The organism is Acidovorax sp. sif0632 (assembly GCF_019218805.1).
Lineage (GTDB): Bacteria > Pseudomonadota > Gammaproteobacteria > Burkholderiales > Burkholderiaceae_C > Acidovorax > Acidovorax facilis.
Window position 1 is genome coordinate 160579 of record NZ_JAHUWW010000006.1, and the last position, 25696, is coordinate 186274.

The window sequence follows — 25696 nt, forward strand, 5'->3', positions numbered from 1 at the left end:
CAGGGGGTTTCCTATTCATGCCAGGCAACAACGGCATCGACACCGATGACCTGCCCTGCGTCCATGCGGTTGAACAGCATGACCTGGGCGCCCATCGCCTCGGCAATCTGCCGGCAGATCGACAACCCCAGCCCCACCCCGCCCTGCCCTGCCGAAAACGGCTGGAACAACCGTTGTCGCACGGCGTCGTCAATGCCAGGGCCTTCGTCCCACACCAGCAGTTCGCGCCGCCCGGTGCTGTTGCGCAGCAGCACCCCCAGCCGCCCATGCACGGGCGTGTGGTGGATGGCGTTGGCCAGCAGGTTGCGCATGAGCTCGCCCAGCAGCGCCGCGTCGCCGGGGGCCCACAGCGTATCGGGGCCTTCCAGCGCAAAGTCCAGCCGCTTGGCGGCGATCAGTGGCGCCAGCTCCATCACGGCCTCGCGGGCCATGGGGTTCAAATCCACGCTGGGCAGCTCGCCCATGCGCTGAAGCTGCTCCACCTTGCTCAGGCTCAGCAGCTGGTTGGCCAGGCCCGAGGCGCGGTCTACCGTGTGCAGCATCTGCTGCAGCGCATCAGCCACCAGCACATCGCCCGCAATGGCCGACTGCAGCTGCGTGCGCAGCACCGCCATGGGGGTGCGCAGCTGGTGCGTAGCGTCGGCCAGAAAACGCCGCTGCTCCTCGATCCATCGGCTCTGGCTTTGCTGCAGCTCACCATAATGCTGCACGGCAGGCGCCAGCTCTGACGGGCCTTCGTAGCCCTGGCCGGTGCCGCCTGCACCCGGCTGGGGTGGCGGAGTGAGCGACACATCCGCGTGCAGCAGCCAGCCCGACGCGATGCGCGCCAGCACCATCGCCACCGCCGTCATGGCCAGGGCCAGCAGAACCACTGGGCGCAAACCCGCGCCTTCATCCATCAGGCGGGCCACGCTGGGCAGGCGTTCGCTGAACGGCCGCGCCACCTGGCGCACCACCGGCGGGGCGGCGCCCTGCCCGCCCCCAGCCACCGCCGGCTGGTGCAGCGTAGCGGCCACGCGCACCAGTTGGTCGCCCACCTGCGCCAGGTAAAAGTGCACGCTGCCGTGCCCTTGCACGGCCTCGGAGGGCGGTACACGCGGCAGGTCGGCGCTGCCCGCCAGGCGCTCGCCGTCCAGGCTGCTTTCGCGGAACCAGACCGCAGGGGCTTGCTCCATGGCGGATGCACCGGCCTGCGGCTGCAACACCGTCGGCCAGGTTGTCAGCGCCCTGTGCAGCACGGCATCCTGCTCGGCAGCGTTGTGCCGTACCTGCTGCACCACCTGCACCGTGGCGACCAGGGACACCAGCGCCCACAGGGGCACGAGCAGGCCCACCAGAATCAGCCGCTGTAGCGATCCTCCGCGCGGGCGCCAGGGCCAGCGCTGCCACCACGGCGTGTTCACCGGAGCGCCCCGCCCTTCTCGGCCTTGTCGACCTTGTCGCCTTTTTGGGCGGCCATGCTGTCGGCATCGCACAGCAGGTAGCCCACGCCGCGCAGGGTCACGATCTCGGCATTGGTGCCCACCAGCTTCTTGCGCAGGCGGTGCACCACCACCTCCACCGCATCGGCCTGCACCTGCTCATCGGTGTTGGCAAACACCTGGGTGCGCAGCTCTTCCTTGCTCACCACGCGGTCGATGCGCGACATCAAGAGGCGCAGCAGCTCCGCCTCACGCTGCGACAGCTCCAGCGGCAGTGCCTCGTTGTAGAACGCGCCGCTGGCCGGGTCGCGGTGGAGCGCACCACAGCGCAACTGCCCGTCGCGCCCCACCCGGCGTGTCAGGGCCCGCAGGCGCGCCACCAGCTCGTCCAGGTCAAACGGCTTGGCCAGGTAGTCGTCCGCCCCCGCCTCCAGCCCTGCCACGCGGTCGGTGACGGCCGCACGGGCCGTGAGCGCCAGCACGGGCGTGGTGCTGCCGCCATCGCGCAGGCGTCGCAGCACCTCCAGCCCGTCCAGACCCGGCAAAGACAGGTCCAGCGTGATCACATCAAAGGCCGTGCGCCGCGCCGCCGCTAGGGCCTCCTTGCCGTCGGCGCAGCACAGCACCTCAAAACCGCGCGCCACGAGGCTGCGGCTCAAGGCACCGGCCAGATCAAAATCGTCCTCGACCAACAGCAGTTTCATGCCCCGATCATGCCTTCTGCGCTGGGCCCCGGCCACTGTGGTTGTACGGAGGGGGCGTGAAAGCAAGGCGAAAGCGTGAGAGGACGACGCGAATGAAAGCTCGTGCCCTGAGTTGGAGGTTCGTTGATGAAATAAAGATGTCGAAATCGTCGCCAGGCAAGGCGCAAGCCACAGCGGTAGCCTTAGCTATCGCGAGGATTTGCAACGCAGTATGGCGGCGATTTTGGGCGTCTTTATGAAGTGAATTTCCAACTCAGGACACTTGGGTGCCTCGCACCCACCAGCGGTGAACGGGTTGCAAGAACTCAATGGTGCCCTTTGTGCACCGGGCGTGTTGCAGGCGAAGGCTCTGAGCCCGCAGCGTAGCCGCGCAGGGCGGAGTACCGCTGGATCTGGTCACTGTGGAGCAGCGCGGTTTGCGCAAGGTGCGTGCGCAAATGCTCTTCGCGCAAGCGCGCCTGGCGCTGTCCGATTTCGCTGGTCAGTGCCGATAGCCTTGCGGGGTGGATCGTGCCCGTTTTGAACGCCTCATCCAGCGCCTCTTCCGAAGCGATCAGGGCCGCTCCGAGCTTTCGCGCGGCCTCCTTGTGCGCGTGCAGCAAGGCGGTTGTGGCCGTTCTCTGCTGGTCGGTCAACGCCAGCGCGTCTGCGTGCTCCAGAACGTGGGCTGGTCCGGGGTAGCCGTTCAACTCGGCAGCCTTGGCCAAACCCATGCCCTGCCCCTGCAACAGATCTGTCACGTCCTGGTCAGACAACGATTTGATGGCGCGTTTTTGCTGGCCGGCATAGGGCGCAGGCTCGGCGGTGGCGAGATGGGCAGCCAATGCCAGTGCAATGCACCCCGCCGTCTTGATCAGTGCGGGCATGTGGCCCCTACCCTGTGTTGACCGGGCGCCTGTATTGCGTAGCTGAACTCTTGCTGTCATGGTCATGGCCCACGTTGTTGTGATTATCGTGCGCATGTTACGAAGAAGGTCGTCCTGAACGATATGATTTTGGTCATATGAAAAAAGCGATAGGTGTGGGTGTGTCCGGCTCGGGAGCCGATTTGCCATGGATGCGGCTGATGCCCCCAAGCCTGCGCGAACTGGCAAAGGCGCGGCAATTCGCAGCACACCACGCCGTCTTTCAAACTGGCAATCCTGTGTGCAGCATTTACCTGGTGGTCACGGGTGAAGTGCGCCTCGTTCGGTTCAGCCGCAACGGCGGCGAAGTCATCCTTCAGCGATCACGGCAGGGCTTTGTGGCAGAAGCCAGCCTGGACAGCCAGCTTTACCACTGCACCGCCGTAGCCTCCGAGCCCAGCGATCTGCTGGAATTTCCAGCGGATGCGTTTCGCACTGCGTTGCACGATTCGTCAGACTTTCGCGCAGCTTGGCAGTCGCAGCTGTCGCAAGAACTGCGCAAGCTGCGTGCGCAGTGTGAGCGGCTGAGCCTGCACAGGGCTGCGGACCGCATTGCTCACTACATCCACGCTGAAGGGGTTGATGGCTGCTTAACCCTGCAGCAGCCTCGAAAGGCCTGGGCCGCCGAACTCGGCCTCACGCATGAGGCCCTTTACCGGACCCTGCGGCGAATGCAGGACGAAGGGCTGATCCATATAAACGGCAACTTGCTTCGGGCCTTGGGCTAGGAGCCCACCACCCGCCCTCCTCCATCGTCCACCTCGGTCTGCAGCACGTGCCACTGACGGGGAGCATCAACACCCTTTTCGGCAGGTGCTTGCTGATGAGGACACGTATTGCCGCGAGACAACAAGGGTTTATGGAAAGTAGGCTCATCCTGTCGGGTGCGAAGCGCTGATGTCCATATTGGCAAATAAAATTATCGAAAAATATTATATTTTATTATGCAGTAGAGGGCTCTGACCCCGTCTTTCCAGCCGATTTTCTTGCCGTCTTCGTAAGTTCTTCCAAAATAGGAAATGCCCACCTCATAGATGCGGCAATTCAACTTTGAAACCTTGGCTACAATCTCCGGCTCAAATCCAAAACGATTTTCTTCAATGCGAATGGATTGAATTATTTCTCGCCGGAATGCCTTGTAGCAGGACTCCATGTCCGTCAGATTTAAATTGGTGAATACATTGGATGCCAACGTCAAGAACCCATTGCCCACGCGATGCCAGAAGTACAAGACGCGGTGGCAATTGCCACCAATGAAACGCGAACTGAACACTACATCGGCCCTGTTGGATAAAATAGGTTCTATTAAAATGGGATATTCATCGGGGTTGTATTCAAGATCGGCATCCTGAATGATGACGATAGCCCCGGTGGCATGTTGGATGCCAGACCTGAGTGCCGCCCCCTTGCCCTGATTGGTTTCATGAAATACCAGTCTATCAATCTTGCCAGCCAACTCATTAGCAAGTATCTCTCTGGTTCCATCTGTTGAAAAATCATCGACAACAATGATTTCTTTCTGCGGATAAGGAGCTGAACGCACTGCATCCACAATAGACCGGATGGTTTGCTTTTCATTGAAGCAAGGAATGACAATCGTCAGCTTCATGGAAGAAGGTATATCCATTTTTGCGCCAATAGTACGGAAACAATCATGACAACGCCCAAGCCCGCATAAAGCGCACGATAGCGCGCCTGCAGGCTGCGTACACTCTCAAACGTCAGTCCTTCCCGCATCGCCTGGAGCATCCAGTAAAAATGCAGCGGATAAATCAACGCGACAAACATGGCCAGCACTTGCGGCACCGTTCCTCTCAGCGCCAGCAGGACCAACAGGGCGTCGGCCAGCGTGAAAAGCACAAAACTAGCGATGAAGCTCCGCTTTTTGCCGAACTTCACTGCATTGGTTTGAATCCCGTTGCTTAGGTCGGCCTCGCAATCGCGAACCTCCTGCGTCAGGTGGCCCGCGCTGAAAATAGTGGCAAAGAACAATCCGATCTGCAGACCATTCATGTCGGGGCTTCTGAATACTGAATAGCCCAGCAAAAAATGCAGCAACCCGCTGGCAACATGGAGCAGTGTGTTCGCAAGCGGGATGCCCTTCAGGTAAACATGCGGGATGGAGTAGAGCGCTCCTGCCACTGCGATCGACAGCGCAATAGCCAGCGTTGCCGCGTTCAGCTGGCTGAGGGTCATGAGGCTCAGCGCCAGCAGAATCAGCAACAAGGCCCCGATCTCATTGCGCCGAATACCGCGATTGATAAAAACCCCTGCGGCCCTGGTTGGGTCCCGAAGGTCCTGGTGCACTCCGGACCAATCGTTGAGCATGAAAATGTGGGCCACCAAAAAGGCGTTTCCTGCCATCAACAGCAACAGCATCGCCGCGCTCTGATATGTGAAGTGGCCCATGGCAAAGACGGCGCCCAGCAAAGGCGCGCCCTGAAGCACCAGAACCTCGTCGAATCGAATGCACGACAACAGGCGCAGAACCCGCCGGGCTCCCTGGGGACGATCCATCATGGTGTTTTCGGGGCAGTCCGCCTGCCATCGGCTGCAGAGCTGCCGGTGTTGTTGTCAAGGCCGTTGCCGTTGTCGGCCAGAAGGCCCAGTCGCGCGCTTTCCAGGTACAGCCGCAGCCAGAGCGCATAGCCCACATCTTCCGACCAGTAGAACCTGCGCACCGAGGCGGTGAGATCGTTGTGGTACAGCAAGGGCGGGTTCCGCTTCACGGCGAAGAAGTCATTTTTTGACAGCTCTTGAAGCAGATGGATGATCTGGGTCGGCTCGGGCACCCTGCCCTTGCCGCCCTGGAGCTGCTGCAACATGTCGCTGGCGTGCAGCCAGATTTCCTGCCCTGGCAGGGCTGTTTGCGAACGCGCGGGCGGCAACTGCACATCGCAGCCCACCGCTTTCATGTCGGCCTGGCGCAGGACGGGTACCAGCGGGGCCCTGCGGTAGTAAACCCACAGGCGGTCCTGGTCGATGGCTTGGCGAAGCGCGCCGCACAACATCTGGGCCGCTGGTGGGTCGGCCTGTGCCAGCCACATCAGCACATGCATCTGGATTGCCACGTCGGTGGGGTTCGGATCGGAGCCTGGGTCGATGCACCGGTACTCATTGCGTTGGCCCAGCCAGGTGTTGTACAGGCCTTCGGCGGTACGGTACTGCAGCAGCGCCATCAGGGCCGCTGGCCGCAGTGCATCTGCACCGGGGGCCAGTCTCCACACCAGGGCGGTGTCGTCGGCATCGGGTGTGATGGGGCACAGCCCATGTTTGGTCATGGCGGCGCCATCCGGCCGGCCGTGGTAGCGCACGAGCCCACTGGCCTCGATCTGGCTGCGCAGATGGGTCCGGGCCCGGTCCAGGCTTCCCCCCAGCCCCACGGGGCTTGGTCTTGAACCGAGAACGTCCACCATCATGGAAGTGACGTAGGTGTTCATTTCCAGCTTCGGCTTCTCAAAACGCTCTTCGCTGGTGTACGCAGTGAGCCAGTAGCCATCGACCTGTTGCCTGCGGCTGATCAAACCCACAGCCTTGCGGGCGCTGTGCGCAAGCTCGCCATGGCGGGTGGCGTTGGGGGCTGGGTCCGCTTTGTCGGGCAAAGCTGGCCGCATCACGCCTGCGGTGGCTGCAGGTGCGGCAACCGGCCCTGGTTCGATGCGTATCTCGTGCAGGCCCATGACCAGATTGCGGGTATCGCCATTGGGCAGTGGCTTGATGGTGGCGGTATCCACCGCGAAGATGCTGATGACGTTCCGCCCCACATGGAGGCGGGTGCGCGCCACCACCGAAGCCCTCCCGCGGAAGGTGTACTCGCCTTCCGCCGCAGGGACGCCGTCCTGCAGCACCATGACCCTCCGGTCGGGCGCAGTCAGGCCGTGCCCCGGGGATACCTCGAACCGGAGGTCCACGTCGTGGTCCTCGCGCGACCAGAGTGCGAACTCGATGCCCTCGGCATGCCCCTGACCCATCCACAGGAAACCGCCCTCTCTGCCACCCAGGTTTTCAACAGGCCATGGCGTCTCCAGCAAGGCGGGATCGATACCCACCTTGGTTTTGAGACTGTCGGCGACCCTGATCAAGGGTGAACCCGGCGGGACGGCCGTCGTCTGGAATGGCCTTTCGTTGGCCAATGTGGTGCCGCTCACTTCGAACAGACGCATGTGGGGTGTGTTGAGGGGGATGGACTTCAGTCCGGCCTGGGCGCTGAGCCACTTCACCATTTCGCGGGTATCGACGGTTGGAAACCACTCGAAGAACACCTGCTTGTCGTCCTGGATCAAGACGTGGGTGGCTTTTTCGGATGCGATCATCCGGCCCATTCTTTCTGGGTCAAAAGGCCCCGTGCCCCAGGGAATCACTGCATTGGAATAACGGGTTTCCGGGGAGAAGAGCGAATAGTCGCGGGCGTCCTGGTGCCCCACAAAAAGCACGCGGGAACCAGCCGGCAGCATGGACCCGACAATTTCTTCAAATGGCTCATTGATCAGCTTTTCCGAGGCGGGAGCTGCGATGGCCTGTACAGCGTCGTAAGCCAGAGCCCTCATCGGCTGGTATGCGGCATACGTGACCACCATCGCGATGAGCGCCTGGGCAAATTTCTTTATGGAGAGGTACGGCGCAACCAGCGCAATGCCAACGGGCAGCAGCAATGCATACGGGCCAATGAGAAATCGCGCAGGCACGTCGGACTGGGCCATCCACCGCGCGCCAAACAGGATTGCGCACAGCAATGGAATTGCCAACAGCGTTTGTGCCGACAACGCCGTCAGCCTCACGTGCGGCCAGGTCGCGACCAGATTGCGAACCAGAAGGTACACAGCGATCAGCGACATGGGAATCCACAGCAACCCCCACAACGAAAACCGTGTGGAGTGCTCTGGCAGCGAGTACACGAAACTCCCCGGCCACGCGCCCTTGTTTTCGCCCGCCAAGGGTGCGCCAGCGCCAATGGAATAAATGAATTGGTTGGCGGCACTGCTGAAACGGGACCTCGTTTCGCTCGAAGCCGGAACGTCCGGCAGTTCCAGGAGCAAAAATACAAAACGTACCGCGTGCGTGTAGATCACTTGCGGAGTGATGTTGGCCTGCACCACGCGCCGCACCTCCTGTGGCCCCAAGGGGTGGTGGTAGAGCGCCGTGTTGAATGCCAGGGGAACAAGCAGCGAACTCAAAACACCCGCACACACCCATCCTGCAGCCAGTGCCTTGAACCGCGCAATGCATGAAAACGGACTCGGCGCCCACCACACGATCAGCAGCAAGCTAGGAATCATCGACACTGGAAACGACCGGACATTGATGCTCAGTACCGTGAATGTCCCCAGGAAGAAATATTGGGCCTTCGATGCATCAGGCTGCGTGCAAATGGAAACCACCCAATAGGCAATACCCAGCAGGGTGACGATGGACCAGATTTCAGGCTTGAGCCCCACTGCACTGGATGCAACAAGAGGCGTAGAGACCAGAATCAACACGCCCACCAGAGCCACTGTCTGGCTCAATTTGAGTGCCCGCAATAAATAATATTGACCGATGGCTGCCAATGGAAACGCCAGCCAAAACACAATGCGGCCCATAGCTTCAGTTTTGGTGAACAGCACCGGCCACAGGAAGAATAACTCGCTCCCGAACGGAATCATCGTCTGTCGGATATTGTGCGTGTCAAACGGGAATACCGATTGATTTTGAATCCAGTAGATAACCCGCGAGGCGTGGTACATCCTGTCATCAAAGTTCTGGAGAGGCGCTACGGCCTGCCCTACCAACGACATCCAGAGGACTCCGCAAATCGCCATCAGCGTTATCACTCCCCACTGCGATAATCCCCGCGCGAACGCTGCAAGCCTTGTGCGCTGCGCACTCCATATCCCCAGAAAGCCCCGAAGCGTGGGCCACCCCATTTCGCGTGTCAACCGCAAAGTGGCAATGCAAAAAAGCAGCTGGACCAGCATCCACGCAGCCGGATTCAATGCGTGAACCAACGATGTCAGGCTTGCAATTGCACCCACCTGCAGCATTGTGCTGGCGATGAAAATCCAGAAACTATCGGCAGAAGAATTGGCAAAGCGTGAAGCCCATCGCTGTGAGGACCAGACGATCAACAACAAGGAAATGGAGAAAATCATTGATTTATAAAATATTCACATTGGCAACACAAAAATCAATTAATTTTGTTGATTTTCTATCACAAATTGTTACTTCTGCAAATGTACCATGCAGCTCACTAGAAGCCATTTTCTGGGGGTGAAACGCTCGGCACGCGTACTCTAAAAGCCAAGCGGTCCGTGGGAAACAAGCCTGTACGCGGCAGGCAAAAGTCACCCCCTTGCTCGGCCTGGTCCTGCAGCATGAGCAGAGTTGCGGGCCTTGCTGGGGCCTGATCGAGGGCGGAGCAACCGAAGGGATGGGGCCGTGTGGGGCGCCGACGCAATCCAGCAAGAGCGCCTTTTAAAACCAAAAATAATATTAAACTGCAGATACATGCAAATTGCTGTATACTCTGTGTGGTTGCAGTCACGGCTCTTGACGCGTGCAGTCACCGCAACGCCTGCTCAGGGTGGCAATCCGCCCCAGGCAAGCCGCCTTTTGCAACCTTTGTGGTTGCCCATTGGGTCTGTAGAGCTGCAGCCCACTGCGTCCCTTGATGCTCACGCAGGTCGATTTCCACGCCTGCGATCCTGATTGATCCAGATTTCACAGACCGCCATTTCCATGGGCAAGTACGTCGTTTCGCCCACGACACATCCGACCGACTGCGGCCGCTTCCGCGCCTCCTTCTCGGTCCATCGTTCTCAGGGCAACGGCAGCTACTGCCGCGTGTTCCGTTTTGACAAAGCCTTTGCCTCGCGCGAAGCCGCCCGGCTCTTTGCAGTCACCCAGGGCTGGCTGCAAACGTGCATGCCGCACCCCCCAACGTGCTGATGACCTGATCTGCGACCTGCAGATCCCATCCACCCATCCCAGTTGCTGCGGACACTCGATCCGCACAGCTGCATCCCAACGGTACGCCCTTCGTTGCGCACCACATTTCAGAAAGGCTCAACCATGAGCAGCAAAATCTACGTGGGCAACCTGCCCTACTCCGTGACCGATTCCACCCTGGAAAGCAACTTTTCCGAATTCGGCCGGGTCTCCTCCGCCAAGGTCATGATGGACCGCGAAACCGGCCGCTCCAAGGGCTTCGGCTTTGTGGAAATGGCCTCCGCCGAAGTCGCCCAGGCCGCCATCAGCGCCCTGCACGGCATGTCCGTTGACGGCCGCTCGATCGTCGTGAACCTGGCCCGTCCTCGTGAAGAGGGTGGCGGCGCCGGTGGCTACAAGGCCGGCGGCTACAGTGCGAGCACACGCTCGGACGTTGGCTACGGCACGGGTGGCTTCGGCGGCGGTCGTTACTGATCCAGGCAACCCTCTGTGAAAAACCGGTTCTGAGGAGCCGGTTTTTTTTCGCCTCGCATCCATAGGATACGCAGGGTTTCAGTTGCTATCAATATAGTAGCTGCTTGCGCTTGATGGCTAAGCGCACAAGTCCGAAAACATGTTCGATTGCCAGCTTCCAATGGAGGCATCAGGCATCAGGCAGCAATCACCCCCTGGTCCCAGGCAAAAGCGCACTGGAAGCACCCCAGCGAAACCACCGAAAACCAGAAGGGGACGAGGAAGGCAAGCCATGCGACGCTCGCAGGCAATTGTCCCTGGCACGTCTTACTGAAACACGCACACGCCCAATGACTGACTTTTGGCCCGGTACATGGCGGTGTCTGCAGCGCGCAGGTAGTCGTCGACCGTTGCCAGCCTGGATGCGCTGCTGGCCAATCCGATGCTCGCACCACTGATCACCGTGTGCCTGCCGATCACGTAAGGTACTTCCAGGGCGGCAGCAATCTGCTCCGCGCGTTGGCGGGCTTCAGCGGGATCGATGGACTCCAACAGCACATTGAACTCGTCGCCACCCATGCGGGCGACCAGATCCACTGCCCGCACGCAGGATTCGAGCCGCCGCGCCACCTGCTGCAAGAGCTGGTCGCCCACATGGTGCCCGTAGCTGTCATTGACGGCCTTGAACCCGTTGAGATCCAGCAGCAGTACGGCGAACATCGTGGCTCCATCGCGTGTCGGCACGCCATCACCGTTGGCTGCCTCGTTCTGGTGCAGCGCGATGAGATGCGCGAGGCGGTCACGGAACAATGGCCGGCCGGGCAAGTTGGTCAGCGCGTCGTAGGAACTGCCACGCTCGGCCAGATCGCTCAACGATCCCGCCATGCGCACGGGAACACCCTCTTCGAACTCGGCGAGCCCGCGCCAATTGACCCACACCAGCCGCCCCGCCCCGTGGAACGCGCGGAAATCCACCGAAAAGTTCGGGCTGTTCCCCGACAGGTGCCTGCGGTAGGCCTCCTGCACGCGCTCGCGATCCTCGGTATCGATGAGCTGCTCCAAAAAGCGCCAGCCTCCGTCATGCACAAGATCGGCGCTACCCAGTCCGACGATCTGGAGAAAACGCCCGGACACATGCAGCGCGTCCGTTCGCAAGTCCCAGTACCAGATGCCGTCATTGGATCCGCGCGTCGCAAGCGAATAGCGGTTTTCGGAGCGCAACAAATCGAGTTCGGTGTTCTTCTGCCGGGTCACGTCGATCATCAGGCCGATCATGCGGTTCGGCCGCCCCGGCTCGACCACAGCACGGCACAGATCGCGCACCCACACGACCTTGCCGGACTTGGCAATCAGCCGATAGTTCATCTCGTAGGCATGGCTGTGCGTGGCGTTGTAAGCGGCATCGTCGATGCGCAGGGCCTCCTCCAGATCGTCGGGGTGCACATGCGCCCGCCAGAAGCCCGGGTCAGCCCGCCACTCCTCGACAGAGTAGCCGAACAAGCGTTCGACCTGCGGGCTCAGGAAGGTATTGCCCACGCCGATTTCAGCTTCCCACACCACGCCGTCGATGGTTTCCAGCAAGCGCAGAAAGCGCTGGCGAACTTCCACCAGCACCTGCTCGGTGACCTCGGTGATCTCGATCAGGACACCCTGGCGGCTGATCACCCGGTCCGCCGCATCCGTCTCCGGGTGGAGCTGCAGACGCACCCAGCGATAGTCCGCGTCGGCAAAGCGCAAGCGGAACACCGGCATGCCCGAGCGCATGGTGCCGATGTCGTCGGGATGCACGAACTCCAGCAAAGACCTGCCAAGCGCCGCCGCCACCGAATGGCCGGTGAGCTTGTGCCACGCCGGGTTCAGATAGGTGATCTCCCACAGCGCATCGGTTTGCACCACCGCCTCAGGAAGCAGTTGCAACAGGTTTGCGGACGGCGTGGGAGTGGTGGGCATGCAGGGCTATTGCAAATGGGTCAGATTCATGCACGGCCGCGCCGAACAAGTCCTTCGCGCGTCGCGCAACCCTGCGTTGGGCGGCCTGCTGCGGAGCCAATCCCATTTCCGAATCGGGTGCGCGACATCACCGGGACAGAGGCAGCGTCGCCTTGACGGATCGAAAAATCAACCACGTCAAAGCGAGTATGGCATGCATCCAAGTCACCTTTGGACTCGGTGGTTTGGGTGGTTTGGGGCCGCCAGATGTGCGAGCCAGCAACGCCGTCCTCTGCCGCTGGCGCGCTCACATCACGACGGCTTCACCCGTCAGAACGCCACCTTCACCCCCACCGTCAGATTGCGGCCCATCAACGGCGCGGCATTCTTGATGAACGAGGTGTGCGCATACGCCAGGCGGTCCGTCAGGTTGTTCGCCTTCAGGTACACCTGCCACGGCGCGCCGCTGCTGAACTGGCCGTTGTAGCTGACACCCAGGTTCAGCATGCCGTAGCCGGGCGTGGCGCTTTCAAACTCGGCCACGCGGTTCTGGCGGGCCACCTGGACCCATTCGACCTGGCCTTCCCACGCTTGCCAGTTGGCGTCCAGGCGGATGCCCGCGCGGGTGGCGGGGATGCGGGGAAGTCGGCCGCCGCCTGCGTCGAGCGTGGCGCGCACGGTGTCGCCGAACAGCGTGATGCCCAGGTTGCGGTTCAGGCGCTGGCGCACCTGGCCTTCGATGCCGGTGAAGGTGGCGTCGGCCTGGCTGTATTGCAGCAGTTGCAGGCCATCGACTTCATCGAGCGTGCGGCCGTAGATGTAGTTGTTGATGCGGTTGCGGAAGATGCTGACGCCAAAGGTGGTGTCGCCGCTGGTCTTCTTCAGGCTCACGTCGATGTTCTGCGAGATCTCGGACTTCAGGTCGGCGTTGCCGCGCTCATACGTGCTGGTGGCCATGTGCAGGCCCTTGGCATACAGCTCTTCGGCCGAAGGGGCGCGGCTGGCGCGGGTGAACGAGGTGCCGACCTGGTAGCCGGGCGTGAACTTCCACACCGCGCCCAGCGATGCGGAGGTGCCGTTGTGGCTGCGCTCGATGCCGCTCGTTTGCGCTTCGGCCGTCTGGCGGTCGTGGCGCAGGGCGGCTTCGAAGCGCCAGTCGCCCAGGCGGTATTCCTCCAGCGCGAAGAAGCCCAGCTTGCGGGTGATGGTGGGCTCCACGTAGGCCTCTTCGCCGTCGGCGCTGAACTTGCGCTGCGAGGTCTGCAGGCCGATCAGGCCCTTGAAGCCTGAAATGGGCTCGTGCTGCAGCTCGATGCGGGTGTCGTAGGCCTTGTTCTTGAAGGTGGTGCTGATGGCGCCGTCTTCGACTTCGTCGTGCACGTAATCCGTCACGCCCGCGCGCAGGCGCAAGGCCGAGAAGCCGGCGAAGGGGTTGCGCAGCTCGCCGCGGATGTCGAAGCGTTCGCTGCGCAGGTCCACCACAGGCACGTCGCCATGTTCTTCGGCGCCGTGGTCGTGGCCGTCTTCCTCCTCTTCGTGGGCGCCGCAGTGCAGGTGGTCGCCGTGCGTGTGGCAGCCTTCAAAGCTGTGGTTGTGGCCCGGCAGGCCGTATTTGGCGGTCTGGCGGGTGTAGGCGGCGCCCAGGTAGCCGCGCTCGCCCACCCACGACAGGCCCACGCTGCCGGTGTCGGTGCGGTTGAAGCTGCCCAGCACCTTGCGGGTGGGTTCGCCCTCGGGCGCCCAGCCCTTGCCCACGCGGTAGTCGCCCGCATCGCGCGCCACGCCTTCCACATGCACGGCCAGGTTGCCAGCGCCGCCGGTCAGCGAGAAGGCTCCTGCTTTTTCACCCGCGCCGGAGTTGGCGCGCAGCTCGGCGCTGCCCTCGTAGCCCTTTTGCGGGATGGCGGTGGGGATCTTGCCGTCGAGCACATTGACCACGCCGCCCACGGCGCCGTTGCCGTAGACCAGGGCCGAGGGGCCGCGCAGCACTTCGATCTGCGTGGCCAGCAGTGGCTCGGACACCACGGCGTGGTCGGGGCTGATGGTGGAGGCGTCGTGCAGCTCGGCGCCGTCGCTCAGCACCTTGACGCGCGGGCCGTCCATGCCCCGGATGATGGGGCGGCTGGCACCGGCGCCGAAGTGGCTGCTGGTGATGCCGGGCTCACTGTTCAGCGTTTCGCCCAGGGTGGCCTCGCGGCGGCGCACGAGTTCATCGCCTTCCAGCACGGTGACCGGCGTGGTCATCTCATTGGCGCCCAGTTGCAGGCCGCTGGCCGAGATGGTGACGGCGGGCAGGCTGGCGGGGGCCGCAGCGCTGTTATCGGCAGGTGCTGCCACCGGCGCGGCTTGCGCGTGCGCCACGCCAGTGCCCGTCAGCGCCAGCATGGCGGCCAGGGCCACGGGGTGGAGGGTGGGACGGGCGCGAAGAACAACGACGGGGCGGCGAGGTTGGGATGTGGTGTAGGTCATGGTGCGGTGTGGCAACGGGTGCTTGAGCGTGTGCGGGTACGCATGCGCAGGGGCGGTGCATGGACCGGTGCTGGCGGGGCCGGCACGCAGATACATGGCTTCCACGCCCTGGGCATGAAAATTTGACTAAAAATGGCCGCCAGCGCTTTTCTATCAAGCGCGAGCAGCTATGGAATCAGGAGTAAATGGGCAAGGCGCGATAGCGCAGCCCTGCAAGGCCGGGCAAGGCGTTGGCGGCCCGGCCCGCGATGCGGTGGGCGCGTAGGCGGTTTGCTGAGATCAGGCCGTGGGCGGGCCACGCGCCTGGAACAGCGCAACGTGCGGGGCGGCAGAGCGTCCGGCATGTTGTACCGGCGGTGCCTGCGCGGGCACCAGGGTGGGCAGCGCCGAGGGGGCGCTGTGCAGTGCGTCGCCCAGCGCAAGCTGGTCGAGCAAAAGGCAGTCCACGGCCGCGTGGGGGGCCAGGAGCAGTGATAGCAGCCCGTGGGTGTGGTCTGCCTCTGTGGACGGGGCCGCGTCCTCATCCGCTGCCGGCGAAGCGGCTGCGAGCCTGTGGTGTGCGTCGGCTTGCTGCGCAGCTTGCACCGCGTGGCCGGCACGCATCTGCTCCAGCGCCCCCGCATGCTCCACTTGGTGCAGGCGCCCCAGCGTGGGCACCACCACCAGCGCCAGCAGCAGCCATGCCAGGGCGGCCTGCGCGGGCAGTTGCTGGCGCAGGCGGCGCCACAGGGCGGCCAGTGGGGTTGGAAACAACGGGGTCACAAGAGGAACAAGGAAGGCAGCGGGATCGGGGAAAAAGGCGGAGGAATTACTTCACGGGCACCGCGTCCACCACGCGGTAGTACAGGCCATATTGGTCGTTGGGGAGCACGGTGAACTTGCCCTCCACCACCACCGGTTCCAGCGAATAGCGCACGGGAGTCTTGGCCTTGACCTCGACCATGCTCTCTGGCCCGCCCGGCGTGCAGAACGAGCAGGTCATTGGCACGGAGGTAAGTAGAAAGTGGGTCTGCGTGGGCTTGGCATCCAGCGGCACCATGAAGCCCTGGATGCGCTGCGTGGTCTTGTCCATGCCCTTTTGCGCGTCGTTGAACACGGGCAGGATGCCGTCCTTGGTGGTCTTTTTGGTCAGGTCGGTCAGCACGGACCACGGCACCACGTCATTGCGCTGGGGCAGCGGCGCAATGGGGCTGTTGGGGCTGTGGTAGCCCGCCCCGCTGCCCGACGCAACGCCCGATGGCATGGCGGTGCCCGCGCCCGCAGGCAAAGGAGACGAGAGCGCGGGTGCGGTGGTGGGCGCGGCACCGGGCGTTTTTCCGGTCGCGCGTTCAAATTCCCCCGGCGCTGGTTTGCCCGTGGGCGCAGCGGTCGGCGACTGTGCGAGTACGGCCCCAGTCCAGGCCAGCACCACCATCGCACAGGCGCGCCGGGCAGTGCGGGTGCGGCTGGCTCCGGCATCGGGTTGTGCAGCTGGATGACGGTGAGCGGGGTGGATTGCCATGGCGGGAAACCTGATCTGTAGCGTTTTCAGAAATGGTAGCGGGCCTGGAGGCCCATCGCCTCAGTGCGCGTGCTTCATGCCGCAGTATTTGCCAATCGCCAGACCCTTGCAGGCAGCCTGGAGTTCCTTCTGGCAGACGTCCTCGCCCTTGCCGGATTCGAGGCACTTGGCGGCGGCCTCGTGGGCGGCGGCCATGGCGCGGTGGCGGGCGATGTCTTCTTTGGTCTCTTTGTCGTTGTGGGCCTGGGCGTGCGCCAGGGCGCCGACGAGCAGCATGGGGGCCAGGGCGAGTGCGGTGAGGAGCTTTTTCATGGAAGGCCTTTCAGATTGGTTGGGGGACGGTTTTTAGAGGACAGAACTCGATGGCTGCATCAGGGCTGGCTTAACAGGTCGGCCACGTCCGTGCGGTACGCCTGCATGGCGGGCAGCAGCGCCGCCAGCGCCGCCACACCGGCGGCCATCAGCGGCACACCCGCTTCGGCGGGCAGCCAGATGAGGCCGGTGACAGGCAGCAGCCCCTGCGCCTGCAGTGCCCAGCCCAGGCCATGGGCCAGGCCGTGGCCCAGCAGCAGGCCCAGAACAGACGCCATCGCGGCCAGCCACAGGGCCTCCCACAGCACCAGCCCCGCCACGCGGCCCGGGGGCGCGCCCAGCATGCGCAGCATGGCCAGATCGGCACGGCGCTCGCGCACGGCGTTCCACAGCGCGATGAACACGCTCAGTGCGGCCACCGCCAGCAGCACGCCGCCAAAGGCGCGCAGCACGTCGGCCCCTACGCCCAGCAGGCGCATCAGGCGGGTGACCTCGATGGCGGGCGCCGCTGCCTGCATGGCGGTGTCGCTGTTGATTTGGCGCGGCAGCGTGATGGCGGCCATGGGCGTGCGGTAGCGCACCAGGGCCACGGTCACTTCGCGCTCTTCTTTCAAGATTTCCAGGTCTTCGGCATCGGTGGCCGTGGCGGTCTCGTGCACCATCCAGACGGATTCGGTGCTGGTCAGGATCAGCCGGTCCAGCACGCAGCCGCAGGGCGCCAGCACGCCGCTCACGCGGTAAGGGTGGTCGCCGTGCGCGTGCCCTCCCCCACCCAGGCCGTGGCTGCCGATGAAGGTGGCGCCCACCAGCGGTGCGCCCGCATGGCTGCTTTTGACAATGCCGCGCGCCGCGCTGGCGCCCAGCACCGCGTCCATGGGCTGCTGCCACAGTGCGCCCTCAGCCAACGTTGCCTCGTAGTGCGCCACGTAGTCGGGCGTGGTGCCCACGATGCGAAAACCCTGGTAGCTGTCGCCCAGGCTCAGCGGGATGACCTGCGCCACCAGCGGGTTCTTCTGCAGTGTCTGCACCTCTTGCAGCGGGATGTTGCCCGTGGGTACATCAATATGGAAAACGCCCGCCAGGATGAGCTGCAGCGGGCTGCCCTTGGCGCCCACTACCAGGTCGATGCCGCTCAAATCACGCTCAAACGCCTTGTCGAGCTGCGTGGCCACCAGCAGCACCAGCGTGATGGCGGCCAGGCCGAGCGTCAGCACCAGCAGGTTCAGCACCGCGGCCAGCGGGCGGGACCACAGGTAGCGCCACGACAGGCGGGCCAGTTTGAAGACTCCTGAATTCATAGCTGCTCGCGCTTATCCATCAAGCGCTGGGGGGCAATTTCATTCAAATCCAGCGTTTGCACACCGGCCAGGGCTTGCACCACACGCTGGTCGTGCGTGGCAATCACCAGGCTGGCATCGCAGGCGGCGGCGCTGTGCTGCAGCAGCGCCAGCGCGTCGGCGGCGGCCTCGTCGTCCAGGCTGGCCGTGGGCTCGTCCGCCAGCAGCACCTGCGGCGCCAGCAGCACGGCCCGCGCCAGCGCCACGCGCTGCGCCTGCCCGCCGGAGAGCTGGTGCGGCTTGCGGGCGGCCAGTTCGGCCACGCCCACTTGGGTGAGCGCGCGGTGGATGGCCGCATCGTCACGCGGCAGCCCGGCTGCAAAGTAGACCAGCGCCAGGTTGTCCGCCACCGTGAGCGCGCTGCTGAGGTAGAGCTTTTGCGGCAAAAAGCCAATGCTGCGCGCGCGCCAGGCATCAATCTCGGCCCCGCGCTGCGTGCCCAGCTGCGTGCCCGCCACAAACAGGTCGCCCCCGCTGGCTCCGCGCAGCCCGGCCATCAGCGCCAGCCAGGTGGACTTGCCCGAGCCCGAGCGCCCGCGCAGCAACAAGGTGCCCCCCTGGCGCAGGTCCACATCGGGGAAGCGCAGCGGCGCGGCGCCGCCCGTGGCATAGGTGTAGGAAAGGCCTCGGGTGCGGATCATGCGGCAGCGCCCCCGGCCGGGTGGGCGCATTCAGCACATCGGCCGTGCACGGCAATGTCCACCGCCAGGCTCTCATGCCCGGCCGTGGCCAGCGCCTGCAGCACCTGCTTGAGGGCGGTCTGCACCTTGGCCGATCCCTGCGAGAGGCGGAACTGGCGGTGGCAATCGTCGCATTCGAATCTGGGGGCTGCGCCCTCTTCGCCTTGGGGTGCCAGTGCATACCGGGTCACGCGGGCAGCGTCCACCTGCTTGTGCAGCAGGCCTGCAGCGGCAAAGCGGTCGAGCATGCGGTAAACGGTGACTTTGTTGACGGGAGCGCCAGCGGTGGCGAGGGCGGCTTCTACTTCGGGTTCGGAGAGCGCCGCGTCAGGCCGGGCCTCGTACAGCGCCGCCAGCGCCCGCGTGGCACGGGTGGCGCGCATGCCCGGGGGGAGCGACCAGGGCTGGTGGTGTAGGGATGAAGAAGATGGGGTGGAGGGCATGGCGAGATGCGGCGGCAGGTGATGCCTGTAACGCAATTGGTTTGCATTATGCCTTCGTGCTGACCCTCCACCAACTGAAACCTCTGAATGAAATGGCAGAGGCCTGACGGCTACAGCGACATGGTTGGCGATGGAGCCGTTCAACACAGAGAAGCGCCTCAGGTTGGGCGGACCTTTTGGCTGCTTCTTTCAGGTGCGCCTCATAGCATGCCCGTGATGCATATCAATTGTGAGGCTCAAGCCCTGACCATAATTCCTAATTTCCCCAATCGTTCACTTCATTCGACATATTGAGTTGAATACCGTCTGGATAAGGTCCAACCAAAATGCAAGCACTGCTATTACCACTTCATCTCACGTTTGTCGGTCTTTGGCTCGGTTGTGTTCTTACCGAAGCCCTTTTTGAACGCGCGTTGTTGGGTCAAGGTCGTGACAAGGAACTCATTCTTTCGGCACTTCACAAGCGCGTGGATATTTTCATTGAAATACCCACCTTCATCATGGTTCTGGCTACAGGTGCAATGCTGCTGGCTACCGCCACAACAAACCCGATCCTCTACGCCAAGCTTGGTTTTGCCTTGATAGCCATTGCCACCAATACCTATTGCGTATATCTGGTCTTCAAGCGCCATCGACTGGCTGTGCAAGGTCATTGGCAAGCGTTTGACGCCGTAGATCATCTGCAACACAAAATGGGAGCCATCGTCTTGGCGGGAATAATATGCGCGCTGGGGCTGGGGCTTTATTTGCTCCACCCGACTGCCAATGGATAGATTGACTAGTTAATCTATCCATTGGCTTGGACCCGTGTTGGTTTTGCTGCCGAGAAGACTGCTCGGCGGTCTATCAACTCTTCAAATACCGCGCAAACGTCTTGCGAAACTTCTCCACCTTCGGCCCCACCACAAACGCGCAATACCCCGCGTTCGGATTGTTCGCAAAGTAGTCCTGGTGATACGCCTCGGCCGTGCTGTAGTTGTCCAGCGGCTTCACCTCGGTGGTGATCGGCGCCCCAAACAGCTTGTCTTGCGACATCTGGCGAATCATGTCGTTGGCAATGTCACCGTGCGCAGGGTCTTCGTAATAGATGCCGCTGCGGTACTGGGTGCCCACGTCGTTGCCCTGGCGGTTGAGGGTGGTCGGGTCGTGGGTATGGAAGAAGATTTCCAGGATCTCCTCCAGGCTGATCTCATCGGCATCAAAGGTCAGGCGCACCACCTCGGCGTGGCCGGTGTCGCCCCGGCAGATTTGTTCGTAGCTGGGGTTCAGCGTGTGGCCGTTGGTGTAGCCACTTTCCACGTCGGTGACTCCGCGCACGCGCTCGAACACGGCTTCGGTGCACCAGAAGCAGCCGCCGCCCAGGGTGATGGTTTGCAAAGTCATGGTGGTCCTTGGGTTCAAATTTGACCATTATGAATTGACGCCCTATCCCGTGCTTGCTACATTACTAACCGGTCAGTCATTAACGAAGCCCTTCCTTGCCTTCCACCTCCCTTCCCCCCACCGCCTCCGTCGGCACCAAACGCGAGCGCCGCAAGGAAGCCCGCCCGGGTGAGCTGCTGGAGGCCGCGCTGGACCTGTTTGTCGAAAAAGGGTTTGCCGCGACACGGGTGGATGAAGTGGCGGCCCGTGCAGGCGTCTCCAAGGGCACGCTGTTTTTGTATTTCCCCAGCAAGGAAGAGCTTTTCAAGGCGGTGGTGCGCCAGAACATCGCGGGCCGTTTTGAAGAGTGGCGGGATGAGCTTGATTCCTTTGTCGGCACCACCAGCGATCTGCTGCGGTACTGCTACCAGGTGTGGTGGGAGCGCATAGGCGCCACCAAGGCCTCGGGTATCACCAAGCTGATGTTCAGCGAGGCCCAGAATTTCCCGGAGATCACCGAGTTCTACCAGCAGGAGGTGATTCTGCCGGGGCAGGCGCTGATCCGCCGCATCGTCGAACGCGGCATCGAGCGCGGCGAGTTCCGCCCCGTGCCACTGGACTACATCGTGCATGTGGTTCTGGCGCCCATGATCTTCCTCATGATGTGGAAGCACTCGGTGGGGGCCTGCATTCCAGACTCGCTGGGCCTGCGGCCTGAGTTGTACATCGATGCCCAGATCGACAATGTGCTGAACGGGCTGCTGGTGCGGCCCGACCCTTCTTCTCCCGTGCCCTCCCCCTCTCACACTTCTTCTGCGCCGCCCTCACGCGGCTCCTGACCATGAAACGCTGGATTCCCTGGATGGTGGCAGCCGTCGTTGTTGTCTTGCTCGGCGGCGGCGTGTGGCGGGCCATGGCGGCGCGGCAGGCGCAGCAAAAGGCATTGGCCGAAACCACGGCCCAGCGCGCCCAGGCGCCGCTGCAACTGGCAGCCCATGAGGTGTTGCCGGTGCGGCGGCAGAACCTGGCGCTTGGCGTGCCCGTATCGGGCGCCTTGCGGGCGGTGGACTCGGCCATGGTCAAGGCGCGCGTGGGCGGTGAGTTGCAGGGGCTGACGGTGCGCGAAGGCGACAGCGTGAAGGCCGGGCAGGAAGTGGCCCGCATCGACCCCACCGAAGCCCGCGCCCGCCTGCGCCAGGCGCAGCAGCAGGCCGATGCCGCCAAAGCCCAGGTGGATATCAACCAGCGCCAGTACACCAACAACCGCGCGCTGGTGGACCAGGGATTCATCTCGGCCACGGCGCTGGTTACCTCGCAAGCCAGCCTCGAATCTGCGCAGTCCAACCACCAGGCCGCAATGGCCGCCGCCGACGTGGCCCGCAAGGCGCTGGAAGACACCGTGCTCAAGAGCCCCATCAGCGGTCAGGTTGCGCAGCGGCTGGCCCAGCCGGGCGAGCGCGTGGCAGTGGACGCCCGCATCATCGAGGTGGTGGACCTGTCGCGGCTCGAGCTGGAAGCGCTGCTCAACCCGGCGGATTCCGTGGCGGTGCAGGTGGGCCAGAAGGCGCAGCTCACCATTGAGGGCATGCCAGCCCCGGTGCCTGCCACCGTGGTGCGCATCAACCCCAGCGCCCAGGCAGGCAGCCGCACGGTGCCCGTCTACCTGCGGGTAGAGCAAGCCCCCGGCGCCACGCCGCTGCGGCAAGGCCTGTTTGTGCAGGGAACGCTCGATACCGGGCGGGCCGACGTGCTGGCCGTGCCGCTGGACGCCGTGCGCACCGACAAGCCCGCACCCTACCTCCAAACCTTGAAAGATGGCCGCGTGGTCTATGCACGCGTCAAGACCGGCACCCGCGCGGTGGTGAGCGGCCAGACCCTGGTGGCGGTCGAAGGTGTGCCCGAAGGCACGGTGGTGATTGCGGGCCGGATCGGCCTGCTGCGCGAGGGCACGGCCGTGGCGGTGGCTGCATCAGCTGCGACAGCCGCTGCTGCACCTGCATTGGCAGCGGCATCCCGCGCTGCTCCCTGATCACCCTGACTACCCCGACCCGCCATGTGGTTCACCAAAGTCAGCCTCAAAAACCCCGTGTTCGCCACGATGGTGATGCTTGCCATCGTCGTGCTGGGCCTGTTCTCCTACCAGCGCCTGAAGGTTGACCAGTTTCCGAACATCGACTTCCCGGTGGTCGTGGTCACCGTGGACTACCCCGGTGCGTCGCCGGAAATCGTCGAGAGCGAAGTCACCAAGAAGATCGAGGAAGGCGTCAACTCGATTGCAGGCATCAACGCCCTGACCTCGCGCAGCTACGAAGGCACGGCCGTTGTCATCATCGAGTTTCAGCTCCACATCGACGGCCGCAAGGCCGCCGAGGACGTGCGCGAGAAGGTGGCCACTGTGCGCCCCCTGCTGCGCACCGAGGTCAAGGAACCCCGCGTGCTGCGCTTTGACCCGGCCAGTCGCGCCGTGTGGTCGCTGGCGGTGTTGCCGGACGAAAAATCCGGTCGCAGCGCTGTCGAGCTGACCACCTGGGCCGAGCAGATTCTGAAGAAACGCCTGGAGAACGTGCGCGGCGTGGGCGCCGTGAACCTGGTGGGCGCCACCAAGCGCGAGATCAACATCTACCTGAACCCGCAGGCGCTCGAAGCGTTTGGCGTGACCCCCGACCAGGTGGCGCAGGCCGTGCGCAACGAGAACCAGGACCTGCCCGTGGGCTCCATCCGGTCCCTCGCGCAGGAGCGCGTGGTGCAGATCGACGCTCGCATGGAACGCCCCGAAGACTTCGGCAAGATCATCGTCGCCCGCAAGAATGGCGCGCCGGTGCGGCTGGACCAGGTGGCCCGCGTCAACGACGGCGCCCAAGAGGTGGAAAGCCTGGCCCTGTACAACGGCCAGCGCACGTTGCTGCTGTCGGTGCAGAAGTCGCAGGGCGAAAACACCATTGAGGTGGTGGACGGCCTGAACGCCGCTGTGGTGGAGCTGAAGAACCAGCTGCCTCCCGGCGTGCGGCTGGAGACCATTGGCGACAGCGCCCGCCCGATCCGCGTGGCGGTGAACAACGTGCGCCAGACGCTGATCGAGGGCGCCATCCTCACGGTGCTCATCGTGTTCCTGTTCCTGAACTCCTGGCGCTCCACCGTGATCACCGGGCTGACGCTGCCCATCGCGCTGATCGGCACGTTCCTGTTCATGAACATGTTCGGCTTCACCATCAACATGATCACGCTGATGGCGCTGAGCCTGTGCGTGGGCCTGTTGATCGACGATGCCATCGTGGTGCGCGAGAACATCGTGCGCCACGTGCAGATGGGCAAAGGCGCCTACGCAGCCGCCATGGACGGCACGCAGGAGATTGGCCTGGCGGTGCTGGCCACCACGCTGTCCATCGTGGCGGTGTTCATGCCCATTGGCTTCATGGGCGGCATCATCGGCAAGTTTTTCCACGAGTTCGGCATCACCATCGTGGCGGCGGTGATGATCTCGATGTTTGTGAGCTTCACGCTTGACCCCATGCTGTCGAGCATCTGGCACGACCCGAGCATCCATGCCCACGGCCAGAAGATCGAGCCCGTCACCTTCTACGACAAGACCATTGGCCGCGTCACAGGCTGGTTCGACCGTGCCACCGATGCATTGGCCGAGGGCTACCAGCGCATCCTGCGGTGGTCGCTGGTGCACAAGCTGACCACCATGGCCATTGCGCTGGCCATCTTTGTGCTGAGCATCTTCATGGTGCCGCTGCTGGGCACCGAGTTCGTGCCCAAGGCCGACTTCTCCGAAACCTCGCTCAATTTCTACACCCCCGTGGGCTCGTCGCTGGAGGCCACCGAGGCCAAGGCACAACAGGTGGAGGGCATCCTGCGCGAGATGCCGGAGGTGCGCTACACACTGGCCACCATCAACACCGGCAGCGCCCAGGGCAAGATCTACGCCAATATCTACGTGCGCCTGGTAGACCGCAAGGACCGCAGCCGCAGCGTGGACCAGATGTCCGACGTGCTGCGGGAACGCCTCAAGACCGTGCCCGGCATCACCATCACCCACGTGGGCCTGCTGGACGCCGTGGGCGGCAACAAGCAGGTGGAGTTCTCGCTGCAAGGCCCCGACCTGCAGGAGCTGGAGCGCCTGACCAAGGTGGTCACCGAAAAAATCCGCGACATTCCCGGGCTTGTGGACCTGGACACCAGCGCCAAGCCCAACAAGCCGGTGATCGCCCTGGAGGTCAAGCGCGACGTGGCGTCGGACCTGGGCCTGTCGGTGGCGCCCATGGCAGCATCGCTGCGCACCCTGGTGGCAGGCACCACGGTGGGCAACTGGCGTGCCCCCGATGACCAGACCTACGATGTGAACGTGCGCCTGGCCCCCGAAGCCCGCACCCAGCCCGCCGACCTGGAGCGCCTGCCCTTTGCCCTGGCGGCCACCGACGGCACTACGCGCATCGTGCGCCTGAACCAGGTAGCGAGCGTGACCGAATCCACCGGCGCCAACCAGATCAACCGCCGCGACCTGACCCGCGAAGTGGCGGTGAACGCCAACGTGGCAAAGCGCTCGGCCGGTGAAGTGTCGAACGACATCAAGAAGGCGCTGGAGGAAGTGAGCTTCCCGCCCGGCTATCGCTACCAGTTCAGCGGCTCCACCAAGAACATGGCCGAGTCCTTTGGCTATGCCATTTCGGCCCTGGCCATGGCGATCATCTTCATCTACATGATCCTGGCGAGCCAGTTCAAGAGCTTCTTGCAGCCGCTGGCGCTCATGACCTCGCTGCCGCTCACGCTGATTGGCGTGGTGCTGGCGCTGTTGATGTTTCGCTCCACGCTGTCGATGTTCTCCATCATTGGCGTGGTGATGCTGATGGGGCTGGTCACCAAGAACGCCATCTTGCTGGTGGACTTTGCCATCCGTGCCCGCGAGGAGCACGTGAACGACCAGGGCGAGACCGTGCCCGGCCTGCCCCGTGCCGACGCCTTGCTGCTGGCCGCCCGGGTGCGGCTGCGCCCGATTCTGATGACCACTCTGGCCATGATCTTCGGCATGGTGCCACTGGCGTTCGCGTTGTCCGAAGGCTCGGAGCAGCGCGCGCCCATGGGCCAGGCTGTGATTGGCGGGGTCATTACCTCTTCCCTCTTGACCCTGGTGGTGGTGCCGGTGGTGTATTGCTACATGGACGACTTGGCCCAGTGGGCCCTTCGCAAGATGGGACGCGCCCCGGCAGCGCCTAAAATCGAAGGTTTGTCCTGATCGTCCCGATCGGCCTTGCA

22 protein-coding genes are annotated in these 25696 nt (G+C 63.4%); 7 read left to right on the top strand and 15 right to left on the bottom strand.

The annotated features are described in order from the left end of the window. Positions 1 to 11: 11 nt before the first annotated feature. From KW832_RS18815 to KW832_RS18825, 3 genes are all read right to left on the bottom strand, one after another. Positions 12 to 1403: an ATP-binding protein gene (locus tag KW832_RS18815; RefSeq protein ID WP_218301093.1), complete on the bottom strand. Its 1392-nt coding sequence runs from the start codon at positions 1401 to 1403 to the stop codon at positions 12 to 14. Beyond that, complete coding sequence (locus KW832_RS18820; protein WP_055401899.1) at positions 1400 to 2125, bottom strand: response regulator transcription factor; 726 nt, start codon at positions 2123 to 2125, stop codon at positions 1400 to 1402. Before KW832_RS18820 ends, KW832_RS18815 begins: the two co-directional genes overlap by 4 nt. A gap of 305 nt (positions 2126 to 2430) precedes the next feature. Then, the gene (locus KW832_RS18825) at positions 2431 to 2991 is read right to left on the bottom strand and encodes a Spy/CpxP family protein refolding chaperone (protein ID WP_218301092.1); all 561 of its coding nucleotides are present in this window, start codon (positions 2989 to 2991) and stop codon (positions 2431 to 2433) included. A gap of 200 nt (positions 2992 to 3191) precedes the next feature. On the opposite strand from KW832_RS18825, the gene KW832_RS18830 reads away from it, so the two are divergent. After that, positions 3192 to 3758: a Crp/Fnr family transcriptional regulator gene (locus KW832_RS18830; RefSeq protein WP_218301091.1), complete on the top strand. Its 567-nt coding sequence runs from the start codon at positions 3192 to 3194 to the stop codon at positions 3756 to 3758. 191 nt (positions 3759 to 3949) lie between these two features. On the opposite strand, the gene KW832_RS18835 is transcribed toward KW832_RS18830, so the two are convergent. The 3 genes from KW832_RS18835 to KW832_RS18845 are packed head-to-tail and all read right to left on the bottom strand — an operon-like array spanning position 3950 to position 9158. Further along, the gene (locus KW832_RS18835; RefSeq protein WP_255577836.1) at positions 3950 to 4639 is read right to left on the bottom strand and encodes a glycosyltransferase family 2 protein; all 690 of its coding nucleotides are present in this window, start codon (positions 4637 to 4639) and stop codon (positions 3950 to 3952) included. Beyond that, positions 4636 to 5550, bottom strand: coding sequence for a UbiA family prenyltransferase (locus tag KW832_RS18840; protein ID WP_218301090.1), 915 nt, complete (start codon positions 5548 to 5550; stop codon positions 4636 to 4638). The genes KW832_RS18835 and KW832_RS18840 overlap by 4 nt, the downstream gene beginning before the upstream one ends. Beyond that, positions 5547 to 9158, bottom strand: coding sequence for a glycosyltransferase family 39 protein (locus KW832_RS18845; protein WP_218301089.1), 3612 nt, complete (start codon positions 9156 to 9158; stop codon positions 5547 to 5549). The genes KW832_RS18840 and KW832_RS18845 overlap by 4 nt, the downstream gene beginning before the upstream one ends. Positions 9159 to 9744: 586 nt before the next feature. On the opposite strand from KW832_RS18845, the gene KW832_RS18850 reads away from it, so the two are divergent. Together KW832_RS18850 and KW832_RS18855 are read left to right on the top strand one after the other, a co-directional pair. Continuing rightward, positions 9745 to 9954 carry a hypothetical protein gene (locus KW832_RS18850; RefSeq protein ID WP_055401919.1) on the top strand — a complete coding sequence of 70 codons (210 nt, stop codon included), beginning with the start codon at positions 9745 to 9747 and terminating at the stop codon, positions 9952 to 9954. A 123-nt stretch (positions 9955 to 10077) separates the two neighbouring features. After that, positions 10078 to 10428 (top strand): RNA-binding protein, encoded by a 351-nt coding sequence (locus tag KW832_RS18855; RefSeq protein WP_055401895.1) that lies wholly within the window; start codon positions 10078 to 10080, stop codon positions 10426 to 10428. A 306-nt stretch (positions 10429 to 10734) separates the two neighbouring features. Here the strand turns inward: KW832_RS18855 and KW832_RS18860 are convergent, their stop codons facing one another. The 8 genes from KW832_RS18860 to KW832_RS18895 all read right to left on the bottom strand — a co-directional run bounded on the left by KW832_RS18860 (position 10735) and on the right by KW832_RS18895 (position 19018). After that, entirely contained in the window at positions 10735 to 12357 is a 1623-nt protein-coding gene (locus KW832_RS18860) for a sensor domain-containing diguanylate cyclase (RefSeq protein ID WP_218301088.1), read from the bottom strand. 309 nt (positions 12358 to 12666) lie between these two features. Beyond that, positions 12667 to 14805 (bottom strand): TonB-dependent receptor domain-containing protein, encoded by a 2139-nt coding sequence (locus tag KW832_RS18865; RefSeq protein WP_218301087.1) that lies wholly within the window; start codon positions 14803 to 14805, stop codon positions 12667 to 12669. 279 nt (positions 14806 to 15084) lie between these two features. Beyond that, positions 15085 to 15567: a hypothetical protein gene (locus KW832_RS18870; RefSeq protein ID WP_370628744.1), complete on the bottom strand. Its 483-nt coding sequence runs from the start codon at positions 15565 to 15567 to the stop codon at positions 15085 to 15087. Positions 15568 to 15613: 46 nt separating this feature from the next. Then, a complete protein-coding gene (locus tag KW832_RS18875) occupies positions 15614 to 16219 on the bottom strand; it encodes a DUF3299 domain-containing protein (RefSeq protein ID WP_121420164.1) in 606 nt (201 codons plus the stop codon). Positions 16220 to 16366: 147 nt separating this feature from the next. Then, positions 16367 to 16618 carry a hypothetical protein gene (locus KW832_RS18880; protein WP_218301085.1) on the bottom strand — a complete coding sequence of 84 codons (252 nt, stop codon included), beginning with the start codon at positions 16616 to 16618 and terminating at the stop codon, positions 16367 to 16369. Between the two features lie 59 nt (positions 16619 to 16677). Continuing rightward, a complete protein-coding gene (locus tag KW832_RS18885) occupies positions 16678 to 17916 on the bottom strand; it encodes an FtsX-like permease family protein (RefSeq protein WP_218301084.1) in 1239 nt (412 codons plus the stop codon). Then, positions 17913 to 18596 carry an ABC transporter ATP-binding protein gene (locus KW832_RS18890; protein ID WP_218301083.1) on the bottom strand — a complete coding sequence of 228 codons (684 nt, stop codon included), beginning with the start codon at positions 18594 to 18596 and terminating at the stop codon, positions 17913 to 17915. Before KW832_RS18890 ends, KW832_RS18885 begins: the two co-directional genes overlap by 4 nt. Continuing rightward, complete coding sequence (locus tag KW832_RS18895) at positions 18593 to 19018, bottom strand: Fur family transcriptional regulator (protein ID WP_218301203.1); 426 nt, start codon at positions 19016 to 19018, stop codon at positions 18593 to 18595. The genes KW832_RS18890 and KW832_RS18895 overlap by 4 nt, the downstream gene beginning before the upstream one ends. A 386-nt stretch (positions 19019 to 19404) precedes the next feature. Here KW832_RS18895 and KW832_RS18900 point away from each other — a divergent pair, with 386 nt between their 5' ends. Continuing rightward, positions 19405 to 19851, top strand: a complete 447-nt coding sequence (locus KW832_RS18900) for a hypothetical protein (RefSeq protein ID WP_055401882.1) — start codon at positions 19405 to 19407, stop codon at positions 19849 to 19851. Positions 19852 to 19924: 73 nt separating this feature from the next. Here KW832_RS18900 and msrA read toward each other — a convergent pair whose 3' ends face one another. After that, positions 19925 to 20461, bottom strand: a complete 537-nt coding sequence (gene msrA, locus KW832_RS18905) for a peptide-methionine (S)-S-oxide reductase MsrA (protein WP_055401881.1) — start codon at positions 20459 to 20461, stop codon at positions 19925 to 19927. Between the two features lie 95 nt (positions 20462 to 20556). On the opposite strand from msrA, the gene KW832_RS18910 reads away from it, so the two are divergent. From KW832_RS18910 to KW832_RS18920, 3 genes are read left to right on the top strand one after another with little or no spacing between them, the layout of a single operon-like run. Beyond that, the gene (locus tag KW832_RS18910; protein ID WP_218301082.1) at positions 20557 to 21279 is read left to right on the top strand and encodes a TetR/AcrR family transcriptional regulator; all 723 of its coding nucleotides are present in this window, start codon (positions 20557 to 20559) and stop codon (positions 21277 to 21279) included. 2 nt (positions 21280 to 21281) lie between these two features. Next, positions 21282 to 22469 carry an efflux RND transporter periplasmic adaptor subunit gene (locus tag KW832_RS18915; RefSeq protein WP_218301081.1) on the top strand — a complete coding sequence of 396 codons (1188 nt, stop codon included), beginning with the start codon at positions 21282 to 21284 and terminating at the stop codon, positions 22467 to 22469. Positions 22470 to 22493: 24 nt separating this feature from the next. After that, positions 22494 to 25676: an efflux RND transporter permease subunit gene (locus KW832_RS18920; RefSeq protein WP_218301080.1), complete on the top strand. Its 3183-nt coding sequence runs from the start codon at positions 22494 to 22496 to the stop codon at positions 25674 to 25676. The last annotated feature ends 20 nt before the right edge of the window (positions 25677 to 25696 follow it).

Bases quoted from the DNA above. Each gene is read 5' to 3' on its own strand.
- KW832_RS18820 (WP_055401899.1), bottom strand. From the start codon at position 2,125: ATGAAACTGCTGTTGGTCGAGGACGATTTTGATCTGGCCGGTGCCTTG.
- KW832_RS18825 (WP_218301092.1), bottom strand. From the start codon at position 2,991: ATGCCCGCACTGATCAAGACGGCGGGGTGCATTGCACTGGCATTGGCT.
- KW832_RS18830 (WP_218301091.1), top strand. From the start codon at position 3,192: ATGCCCCCAAGCCTGCGCGAACTGGCAAAGGCGCGGCAATTCGCAGCA.
- KW832_RS18835 (WP_255577836.1), bottom strand. From the start codon at position 4,639: ATGAAGCTGACGATTGTCATTCCTTGCTTCAATGAAAAGCAAACCATC.
- KW832_RS18840 (WP_218301090.1), bottom strand. From the start codon at position 5,550: ATGATGGATCGTCCCCAGGGAGCCCGGCGGGTTCTGCGCCTGTTGTCG.
- KW832_RS18845 (WP_218301089.1), bottom strand. From the start codon at position 9,158: ATGATTTTCTCCATTTCCTTGTTGTTGATCGTCTGGTCCTCACAGCGA.
- KW832_RS18850 (WP_055401919.1), top strand. From the start codon at position 9,745: ATGGGCAAGTACGTCGTTTCGCCCACGACACATCCGACCGACTGCGGC.
- KW832_RS18855 (WP_055401895.1), top strand. From the start codon at position 10,078: ATGAGCAGCAAAATCTACGTGGGCAACCTGCCCTACTCCGTGACCGAT.
- KW832_RS18860 (WP_218301088.1), bottom strand. From the start codon at position 12,357: ATGCCCACCACTCCCACGCCGTCCGCAAACCTGTTGCAACTGCTTCCT.
- KW832_RS18865 (WP_218301087.1), bottom strand. From the start codon at position 14,805: ATGACCTACACCACATCCCAACCTCGCCGCCCCGTCGTTGTTCTTCGC.
- KW832_RS18875 (WP_121420164.1), bottom strand. From the start codon at position 16,219: ATGGTGGTGCTGGCCTGGACTGGGGCCGTACTCGCACAGTCGCCGACC.
- KW832_RS18880 (WP_218301085.1), bottom strand. From the start codon at position 16,618: ATGAAAAAGCTCCTCACCGCACTCGCCCTGGCCCCCATGCTGCTCGTC.
- KW832_RS18885 (WP_218301084.1), bottom strand. From the start codon at position 17,916: ATGAATTCAGGAGTCTTCAAACTGGCCCGCCTGTCGTGGCGCTACCTG.
- KW832_RS18890 (WP_218301083.1), bottom strand. From the start codon at position 18,596: ATGATCCGCACCCGAGGCCTTTCCTACACCTATGCCACGGGCGGCGCC.
- KW832_RS18895 (WP_218301203.1), bottom strand. From the start codon at position 19,018: ATGCGCGCCACCCGTGCCACGCGGGCGCTGGCGGCGCTGTACGAGGCC.
- KW832_RS18900 (WP_055401882.1), top strand. From the start codon at position 19,405: ATGCAAGCACTGCTATTACCACTTCATCTCACGTTTGTCGGTCTTTGG.
- msrA (WP_055401881.1), bottom strand. From the start codon at position 20,461: ATGACTTTGCAAACCATCACCCTGGGCGGCGGCTGCTTCTGGTGCACC.
- KW832_RS18915 (WP_218301081.1), top strand. From the start codon at position 21,282: ATGAAACGCTGGATTCCCTGGATGGTGGCAGCCGTCGTTGTTGTCTTG.
- KW832_RS18920 (WP_218301080.1), top strand. From the start codon at position 22,494: ATGTGGTTCACCAAAGTCAGCCTCAAAAACCCCGTGTTCGCCACGATG.